This is a genomic window from Nonomuraea diastatica, assembly GCF_004349015.1.
In the GTDB taxonomy this organism is placed as follows: domain Bacteria; phylum Actinomycetota; class Actinomycetes; order Streptosporangiales; family Streptosporangiaceae; genus Nonomuraea; species Nonomuraea diastatica.
Window position 1 is genome coordinate 1 of sequence record NZ_SMKP01000294.1, and the last position, 8,408, is coordinate 8,408.

At 70.4% G+C, this 8,408-nt stretch carries 14 protein-coding genes; 9 read left to right on the top strand and 5 right to left on the bottom strand.

Annotation, left to right across the window (positions count from 1 at the left end):
• Positions 1 to 144: 144 nt before the first annotated feature.
• Genes E1294_RS57625 through E1294_RS53850 form a run of 4 tightly spaced genes read right to left on the bottom strand, consistent with a single transcriptional unit; the run spans position 145 to position 1,711 of the window.
• Entirely contained in the window at positions 145 to 273 is a 129-nt protein-coding gene (locus E1294_RS57625; RefSeq protein ID WP_220448397.1) for a hypothetical protein, read from the bottom strand.
• Positions 270 to 728 carry an isochorismatase family protein gene (locus tag E1294_RS49600; RefSeq protein ID WP_220448398.1) on the bottom strand — a complete coding sequence of 153 codons (459 nt, stop codon included), beginning with the start codon at positions 726 to 728 and terminating at the stop codon, positions 270 to 272. Before E1294_RS49600 ends, E1294_RS57625 begins: the two co-directional genes overlap by 4 nt.
• A 60-nt stretch (positions 729 to 788) precedes the next feature.
• A complete protein-coding gene (locus tag E1294_RS49605) occupies positions 789 to 1,547 on the bottom strand; it encodes an SDR family oxidoreductase (RefSeq protein WP_132519570.1) in 759 nt (252 codons plus the stop codon).
• Positions 1,548 to 1,561: 14 nt separating this feature from the next.
• Entirely contained in the window at positions 1,562 to 1,711 is a 150-nt protein-coding gene (locus E1294_RS53850; protein ID WP_165977931.1) for a carboxymuconolactone decarboxylase family protein, read from the bottom strand.
• 164 nt (positions 1,712 to 1,875) lie between these two features.
• On the opposite strand from E1294_RS53850, the gene E1294_RS49610 reads away from it, so the two are divergent.
• From E1294_RS49610 to E1294_RS49630, 5 genes are all read left to right on the top strand, one after another.
• The gene (locus E1294_RS49610) at positions 1,876 to 2,814 is read left to right on the top strand and encodes an RNA polymerase sigma-70 factor (protein WP_132519573.1); all 939 of its coding nucleotides are present in this window, start codon (positions 1,876 to 1,878) and stop codon (positions 2,812 to 2,814) included.
• Between the two features lie 111 nt (positions 2,815 to 2,925).
• Complete coding sequence (locus E1294_RS49615; RefSeq protein WP_220448399.1) at positions 2,926 to 3,429, top strand: MarR family transcriptional regulator; 504 nt, start codon at positions 2,926 to 2,928, stop codon at positions 3,427 to 3,429.
• Between the two features lie 197 nt (positions 3,430 to 3,626).
• On the top strand, positions 3,627 to 3,830 hold the full coding sequence (locus E1294_RS49620) for a hypothetical protein (protein ID WP_132519579.1): 204 nt from the start codon (positions 3,627 to 3,629) through the stop codon (positions 3,828 to 3,830).
• A gap of 161 nt (positions 3,831 to 3,991) precedes the next feature.
• On the top strand, positions 3,992 to 4,405 hold the full coding sequence (locus tag E1294_RS49625; RefSeq protein ID WP_132519582.1) for a TlpA family protein disulfide reductase: 414 nt from the start codon (positions 3,992 to 3,994) through the stop codon (positions 4,403 to 4,405).
• A gap of 73 nt (positions 4,406 to 4,478) precedes the next feature.
• Positions 4,479 to 4,883 (top strand): SDR family oxidoreductase, encoded by a 405-nt coding sequence (locus E1294_RS49630; protein ID WP_220448400.1) that lies wholly within the window; start codon positions 4,479 to 4,481, stop codon positions 4,881 to 4,883.
• A gap of 114 nt (positions 4,884 to 4,997) precedes the next feature.
• Here E1294_RS49630 and E1294_RS49635 read toward each other — a convergent pair whose 3' ends face one another.
• The gene (locus tag E1294_RS49635) at positions 4,998 to 5,282 is read right to left on the bottom strand and encodes a TetR family transcriptional regulator (protein WP_132519585.1); all 285 of its coding nucleotides are present in this window, start codon (positions 5,280 to 5,282) and stop codon (positions 4,998 to 5,000) included.
• 199 nt (positions 5,283 to 5,481) lie between these two features.
• Between E1294_RS49635 and E1294_RS49640 the strand changes: the two genes are divergently transcribed.
• From E1294_RS49640 to E1294_RS49655, 4 genes are all read left to right on the top strand, one after another.
• Positions 5,482 to 5,853, top strand: a complete 372-nt coding sequence (locus E1294_RS49640; protein WP_132519588.1) for a DoxX family protein — start codon at positions 5,482 to 5,484, stop codon at positions 5,851 to 5,853.
• 79 nt (positions 5,854 to 5,932) lie between these two features.
• Entirely contained in the window at positions 5,933 to 6,574 is a 642-nt protein-coding gene (locus E1294_RS49645) for a hemerythrin domain-containing protein (protein WP_132519591.1), read from the top strand.
• 57 nt (positions 6,575 to 6,631) lie between these two features.
• Positions 6,632 to 7,093 carry an ester cyclase gene (locus tag E1294_RS49650; RefSeq protein WP_132519594.1) on the top strand — a complete coding sequence of 154 codons (462 nt, stop codon included), beginning with the start codon at positions 6,632 to 6,634 and terminating at the stop codon, positions 7,091 to 7,093.
• Positions 7,094 to 7,285: 192 nt separating this feature from the next.
• Positions 7,286 to 8,408: cytochrome P450 (locus tag E1294_RS49655; protein WP_132519597.1), on the top strand; the 1,123-nt coding region annotated here is incomplete at its 3' end.

The window sequence follows — 8,408 nt, forward strand, 5'->3', positions numbered from 1 at the left end:
GCCGAGCGGCGTCTCGACTCGCACCACGCCCTCGCCGTCGCGCGCCCGGGCCAGCTCCGCGACCGGGTCGAACCCGTTCCGCCGCATCTGCAGCGGCAATTCCGGCATTTGCGTCATCATCTGTCCATTCATCGTGTGAGATCGTCAGCCGTGGGGCTTGGCCAGCAGGTCGACGACCTCGGCGGTGGTGGCGCTCTCGCCAAGGAGTGGGAAGATCCGTTCAAGGCTGTGGCGATGGGCCTGCGCGTCCAGATCGGTCATGGCGTCGGTCACCAGCGTGACGTTGTAGCCGTGTCGTAGGCGGCGCGGGCGGTGGACTCCACGCCGATGCTGGTGGCGATCCCGGCCAGCACGACCTGTGTGACGCCGCGGCAGCGCAGCCGCAGGTCGAGGTCGGTGCCGTAGAAGGCGCCCCAGGTGCGCTTGGCCACGGTGATGTCGCCGGGGTGACCGGCCAGGTCATCGACGATGGCGTCCCAGCCCGCGGGCAGGGGCCCAGGCGGGCGCGGGATCTCGGTGCGGCCTGGAGCAGCATCCGATCCGTCCGCGCGGGCCGTGACCCGGACCAGGACAACCGGAGCGCTACGGTGGCGAAAGGCGTCAGCCAGTTCGACCGCACGGGCCACCACCTCAGCGCCGGTGTAGGGGCTTGCGGGGCGGCCGACGACGGCGTTCTGCAGGTCGATGAGGATGAGTGCGGTCGTTGTGTCGATGGTGGTGACGGGCATGAGCGTGCCCCTTTCCGGGATGCGGTGATGCTCCTGGCGTCAATCCGAGCCTTCGAACGCTCAGGGTTGGGTGTCGAGCCACTCCCCGAAGGTGGGTCCGGCGAGCTTGGCGTGCGGGCTGGGCAGGAACCCGCCCTCGGCGGCGATCTCGGCATCCGGCATGTCAGCGCCGTCAACGCCGACGACCTTGATGCTTCGGCGTGCGCCGAGGAGGGCGGCCGCCTCCGTCAAGGTCTCCTTCCGGGGCCCGGCGATCTCGGGGATCGGCGTTCCCGGAGCCGGGTCGCCGGGGGCGAGGGCCAGGTCGACCAGTTCCTCGGCCACGGTGCGGCAGGCCACGAGCTGGGCAGGCAGGGCCGGGATGTAGGCGACGTCGCCCTGCTGCCAGTCCAGAAGCTGGCCGACGAACTCGTGGAACTGCGCGGCCCGCAGAATCCGGACGGGGAGCGGGCCGGACAGCAGGAGTTCCTCGTGCGCCTTCTTGGCGGCGAGGAAACCGGCGGTGGCCTTGCCGACGCCGATGATGGACGCCACGACGATCCGGGCGACCCCTGCCTTCTGACCGTACTCGTGCAGATTGCGGGCCGACGTGCGGAAGAACTCCGTCGCCGCCTCCTGCTCGGAGGCGTGCCATGAGGCGACGTCGACGACGACATCCACCTCGGTGAGCGCCTCGGCCAGGCCCTCACCGGTGATGATGTCCACGCCGGTGGCTCGGGACATCGGCACGACCTGGCGCCCCCGTTCGGTGAGGACATCGACCACGTGGCGTCCCAGCCGCCCGGTCGCTCCTGCCACCGCGAACTTGGTGATGCTCATGCTCTATGCCTTTCTTACTCGCTGTAGTTCTGGCCGGGAGGCCTGCCGGGGATCGGCTTGGCGATCAGAGCGGCGGGGGTGAAGAAGGTGGCGTCCCGCCGGGTCGCCACGGCGGTGATGCGCTCCTCCGATTCCCCGGCCTGGCGGAGGTCCGCATGCCGCACGGATCGTTCGCACGGCGTCCTGACGACCACGAGACGCCGGCCACCCGCTCCCCGTAACAGCGCTGGCATGTGACGTGGGCCACCGATCGCGGGTGTTACGAAACCGTCGGCAGCGGCGTCTTGTGCGTGTGGTAGAGCTGAGTGCGGACAGGCAGGGGCCAGGCATGAGTGAGCGCGGCGAACGAACGACCGACACCCCGGGACGGCCCGGCCGTGCCGACCACGTGGAGCCCGCCACCAAAGCGTTCGTCACCCATCGCAACCTGCTGTTCACCGTCGCCTACGAGATGCTCGGCTCGGCCGCCGACGCCGAGGACGTCCTGCAGGAGACCTGGCTGCGATGGGTGGGCGTCGACCTTGCCGGCGTGCGGGAGAAGCGGGCCTACCTGGTACGGATCGTCACCCGGCAGGCACTGGACCGGCTGCGTACGCTCGGCCGGCGCAAGGAGTCCTACATCGGACCGTGGCTGCCCGAGCCGTTGCTGACCGCGCCGGATGTGGCCGAGGACGTGGAGCTGGCCGACAGCGTCTCGATGGCGATGCTGCTGGTGCTGGAGACGCTCCAGCCGATCGAGCGGGCGGTGTTCGTGCTGCGCGAGGTCTTCGATCTGGATTACGACGAGATCGCCGAGGCCGTCGGCAAGAGCCCGGCCGCTGTCCGTCAGATCGCCTACCGGGCACGGGCACACGTCGCCGCGCGCCGGCCACGTGGCACCGGCTCCCCGGCCGAACACCGAGCCGCCCTCCAGGCCTTCCAGCGAGCGGTCGAAACCGGCGAACTGCAGAGCCTGCTCGACATCCTCGCGCCGGACGTCGTCGCTCTGAGCGACGGCGGCGGTGTCAAGCATGCCCTGCTGCGGCCCATTGTGGGGGCCGGCAAGGTCGCTCGCCTGCTGGCCGTCGGCTGGTGGAAGCGCGACCCGGAAAGGTCGGTGGAGCTGGTGCAGATCAACGGCGGCCCGGGGCTGCTCATCCGGCTCAACGGCGAGATCGACGGCGTGTTGGCGGTGCGAGTGGAGAACGGCTACGTCACCGGCGCCTACCACGTGCGCAATCCCGAGAAGCTGTCGCGGATTGAACAGCAGACCGCCGTGAGCCGCTGAGAACCGGCCGGCACACCCTTCATCCGGGAATCCCGGATACGCGGATCTTCGCGCACGGTCGCGGCCGGTGTGGTCGCAGCCGTACGCATGGGGAGAATCATGGTGGATGCGGTGGATGCGGTGGATGCGGTGGATGCGGTGGAGGCGGTGCTGGAGCAGCGGAGCCGGGAACACCCCGATATCGACGTCTCACCGATCGGCATCGTCGGCCGCGTCATGCGGCTGTCCCGGCTGTGGGACAAGGAGATCAAGGACTTCCCCGGCGAGCACAGCCTGGAGCCGGGCAAGTTCGACGTCCTGTCCACGCTGCGCCGCTCGGGAGAGCCCTACGAGCTGACCGCCAAGGCCTTCCTCAAGGCATCCCTCGTCACCACCGGGGCGATCACGTTGCGGGTCGACCGCATGGCGGCCAAGGGCCTGGTCACCACCAGGGTGCGATCGCGGGGACAACGCCCAGATCTGGGTGACCGTGGCCAGGGGCCGGGCGCGAGGAAGGCACTGCGACGGACGTACACCATCAGATGTACGGGACGGCGGGCGGAAGCACCACGACCGGCGGATTCCACGACGGGACCGGCGTCCCATATGCGCAAGTCGGGGCTAGCGACCCGCTAGAGGCGGGCTAGCGCGATCAAGAAGTATCCCCGCCGTGGGTCTTCTGCTCGTCGCACGCCAGGTGCTGATCGGGGCCGTGTTCGCGGTCTCCGCGTTCACCAAGCTCCGCGGCGGTGGTGCCATGCGGTCGTTGGCATCGTCCCTGATGATGCTCCCTGCGCGCCTCCGTCTTCCGATGGCCAACGTGGTGACGGCGGATGAAGCGGCCGCGGGTCGCGCTCGTGGCGGCCTCGCGGGTGGGCCTGCCCCTGGCGGGGGTCTTGTTGAGCGGGCTCTGCGCCGCGACGCCCGCCGTGGCGGAGCCGGCGACAGCGGTACCCACGGGCCTGATCGGGGCGATCTTGATGATCGCTTGGGACGACATCGCTGATCTGTTCAAGGAAACCTCGGGGAGTGTGTGATGTCCTATCTGATTGCCTCAGTCGTCCTGGTCGGACTGTGGGCCTGGCGAACCTGCTGCTGCTCGTCGGCGTGATCCGGCGGCTGCGCACGATGCAGGACGCCCCCCAGCTGCCGCCGGAGGGGCTGCAGCCCGGCGCGACGATCCCAGGACTTCACCGCCATGGCCACCGACGGCGAGCCGATCTCTGCGGCATACCTGGAGGGGCGTGCCCTGATCGGCTTCTTCTCCCCCGGCTGCCAGCCCTGCCGGGAGCTGCTGCCGAAGTTCGTCAAGCAGGCTGAGCAGGCCTCGGGCCCAGTGGTCGCCGTCGTGGTCGCCGCTCCTCAGGACGATCCCGCGATGGACATCGCGCGGCTGGAGAAGGTGGCGCGCGTCGTGAGCGAGGCGCCCCAGGGCCCGGTCCAGCAGGTGTTCAAGGTCTCCGGCTACCCGACGGACGCCACGGGCACCGTGGTCTTCAGCGATGCCGCCCTGCCGCACCAGGTTCACATGATCGGTACGGCACGCGCGGCGGCCGACGTCGCGCTACGGACGGCACCCGGCATGATGGCCGTGTTCGTCCTGGTGACGTGATGGCGGTCAATGTACGTGGGGCGTTCTTCGCGGTGCAGGCGGCGGCGCGCAGGATGCCCGACGGCGGAGGATCGTGACCGTCTCCTCCACCGGCACCGCCTGGCCCAGCCCCGGCGGATCCATTTACGCGGCGAGCAAGGCGGCGGTCGAGCAGCTCACCCGGGTCGCCTCGCGGGAACTGGGGCGGCGCGAGATCACGGTCAACGCGGTGTCGCCCGGTCCCACCGATACCGACATGCTCCGCACCGGCGCCCCGCCGGAGGCGATCGCCGGGGTGGCGCACATGACGGCTCTCGGTCGGGTGGGCACGCCCGCCGACATCGCCGCCGTGATCGCGCTGCTGCTCGGCCCGGATGCAGCGTGGCTGACCGGGCTGGCTTTTCCGCCACCATGCGTCCTCGGACGGTCGGGGGCTGTGGCGCGGATCAGCGAACGCATGGCCAGGAACGGCGCGAGATCGTGGCGGGTGATGCCGTAGGTCGTGCAGCCGGATCGGCGGCAGGCCCGCCTGGAGGCCAGCTGCGAGAACAGCTCGCCGACCCACGCCGGATGCGACTCGGCGCCGTCCTCGTCACCACCACATCGAAAGCGTTCATGCCTTCCTTGGAGCCGCAGCGCGTCGTGTGGCGCCCTGCGAAGGCTTCGCATCGGTCTCGGCGGCCGCGCAGACGGCGTTGTTCTCGTCGGTCCAGAGGGTCTCGAGGAGCGCTTGCCGGCTGGGGAAGTTGCGATAGAACGTCGACATGCCGGCTCCTGCGCGTCGCGAGATTTCGGCCATCGATATGTGAGGCTCGGAGCCGGCGAACGCGGCGCGGGCGACCGCGATGCCCAGCCCGGCCACCAGAGACCGGTGCCCGGTGTCGTCCGTTGCGTCCATGAGGCGGCCTCGACGCCCGAGCGGCGGTTCCCGACCCAGCGGCTCGAACAGCTCTGAATTCCCCGGGTCCGAGGTGTCCCCCGGGAGGCCGCCCGTTCGTCGCCTGGATATGAGTGACAACTTTTCCGTCCCTCCGCGCGGGCGGCACAGCCGCATCGACGCCGGCCTCCAGAGCGACAGCCGAGGGTGAGACACCTCGATGAACGTGTTCCTGTGGATCGTGCAGGCGCTCCTGGCCGCCTCGTTTGCCCTGTCAGGGCTGGTGAAGCTCACCCGGCCGAAAGACAAGCTGGTCGGCAGGTATCCGTGGATGGAGACGTTCTCCCAGGGGGCGGTGCGGCTCATCGGCGTAACGGAGCTGCTCGGCGCGGCCGGGCTGATCGTGCCCGCCGCCACCGGGATCGCGCCCGTCCTGACGCCGATTGCCGCGGCCGGTCTGGCGGTGATGATGATCACGGCCGCTGCCGTGCACATCCGCCGCAAGGAGCCGTCCGGGCTGCTGGTCACCGTCGTCCTCTTCGCGCTCACCGCGCTCGTCGCCTGGGGCCGCTTCGGCCCCTACGCCGGCTGACCACCCTCGACCGGCGGGGGCGTCCGGTGCTTGGAGCGCCTCGCCCGGCCCGACGCCATCACGCAGGGAAAGAGAGACCATGAGCGGCAAGCTCGACATGACCGCGATGTACGTCGCGCATGATGCGCTGCGGCGGGAGCTGGAGCTCCTCGCCCGGACCGCGGCCAAGGCCGGCGACGATCCCCGGCGCATCCTGGGCACCGCCGCCGGCTGGGAGCTGTTCAAGAAGGTCCTGCACGTGCACCACACCGCCGAGGACGACGCGCTCTGGCCGGCGATGCGCGAGGCCGCGGCCGGGCGCCTCGACGACCTGGCCCTGCTGGCGGCCATGGAGGCCGAGCACGAGGCGATCGACCCGCTTATCGACGCGATCGACGCCGCGCTGGCCGACCGGGATTCCGGGCCGCAGCGCCTGGGGGACCTCACCGACGCGCTCGTCGCCGGCCTGACCACGCACCTCAGGCACGAGGAGGATGAGGTGCTGCCGCTGGCCCAGGCGATCGTCACCGAGTCGCAGTGGCTGTACTTCGGCCAGGTCAACGCCCGCCTGATCGGTCCGGACGCCGCGCGGATCCTGCCCTGGATGCTGGACGGCGCGAGCGAGCGGGCCATCGCCGCGATGCTGGCCCCGCTACCGGAACCGGCGCGCAGGGCGTACCTGGACGCATGGCAGCCCGCCTACGCTGCCCTGGACCTGTGGGCCGCCGGAACGGGCGGCTGACAGACGGTCTTCTGCCCGCCCCAGGCGGGCACCCCTATGAACCCGAGGAGAGAGCACATGTCGATCATCACCACGGCGGAACGCAACAAGGAGACGCTCCGCCGCTTCCACGACGCCGTCAGCACCGGCGACGAAGAGATCATCTCCAGGACGATCGACGAGGTCGTCCAACCGGACGTGCAGATTCGCACGCCGCTGCCGATCGAGACGACGGGGACGTCGGCGATGAAGGAGGTGCTCGCGGTGCTGCGCCGGGCCTTCCCCGACCTCCACGTCGAGATCGAGGACGTGATCGCGGAAGGGGACAGGGTCGTCACCAGGAACACGGTCACCGGGACGCACCGGGGCGAGTACATGGGCGTGCCGCCGACCGGCAAGTCCATCACGTACAAGGAGATCCTCATCGCCCGTTTCACCGACGGGCGGGTCGCCGAGACCTGGGCGGTCGTCGATGTCATGTCGCAGATGCGGCAGCTCGGCGTGTTCGAGGGACCGAACGCCCAGCGAAAGGCCGGGTGAACAGCGGAACGAAGAACACGAAGCCCACCGCGAGGGCACCCGGCTCAAGGCCGGCCGGCGCGCGGTGGCCCCCTGCCGGAAGGGCGACCGCGAGCCTGCCGAGGCGGTCCGCCAGCGGGTGCACCACCTTGGGGCCGCAGTTCACACCGCACAAGGACACTGAATACCAATCACAGGACGGGTGGACGGACGATGACGCAAGCGAACGAACTGCCGCTGCAGATCCGGCGGAACGGGCTCGACCCGGCAGAGGAGCTGGCCCGGGCCCGCGACGGCGAGGGCGTGGTCCGGGTGGAGACGCCCTGGGGCCTGCCCGCCTACCTGGTCTGCCGCCACGAGGACGTCCGCAAGGTGCTGTCGGACCCGGCCCGGTTCAGCAACGCCCTGACCCCGCTCCGCGGAGCCGGCGCGCTGGATCCCGACGAACTGGCAAGGATGCGCGCCGGGCAACTGATCGGATTGGATCCGCCGGAACACACCCGGCTGCGCCGGATGCTCACCCCGGAGTTCACAGCGCGCCGGATGCGCAGGCTCGAACCGCGGATCACCGAGATCGTCCAGACGGCTCTGGACGACCTGGAGCGGGCGGGCAAGCCGGCCGACCTGGTGGCGCACTTCGCTCTGCCGGTGCCGTCCCTGGTGATCTGCGAGCTGCTGGGCGTGCCGCAGGCAGACCGCGCGGGATTCCAGGATCGTTCCGTACGCCTGCTGGACACCTCCTTGCCGGCGGAGGAGCTGACCGCGGTGCGGCGGGAGGAGCGCGCCTACCTGGCCGGCCTGGTCGCCCGCGCGCAGGCCGACCCGGGCGAGGACATGCTGGGCATGCTGGTGCGCGAGCACGGCCACGATCTCAGCACCGACGAGCTCATCGGTGTCGCCGGGCAGTTGCTGCTGGCCGGGCACGAGACCACCTCGAACATGCTCGGCCTGGGCACCCTGGCCCTGCTACGGCGCCCGGACCAGCTCGCGATGATCCGCGAGGACCCGGCGCTGATCGAGCCCGCCGTCGAAGAACTGCTGCGCTGGCTGTCCATCTCGCAGTCGCCTCCGCCCCGCACCACCACGGCCGAGGTCGAGATCGCCGGGCAGGTCATCCCCGCGGGCTCGCTGGTGATCTGCTCGCTTCCCGCCGCCAACCGCGACCACGCATTCATCGGCGACCCGGACCGGCTCGACATCACCCGGGAGGCCGCCGGTCATGTCGCCTTCGGCCACGGCGTGCACCACTGTCTCGGGGCGCCGCTGGCGCGAATGGAGATGCGCATCGCCTTCCCCCTCCTGCTCCAGCGGTTCCCCGGCCTCGCCCTGGCCGACC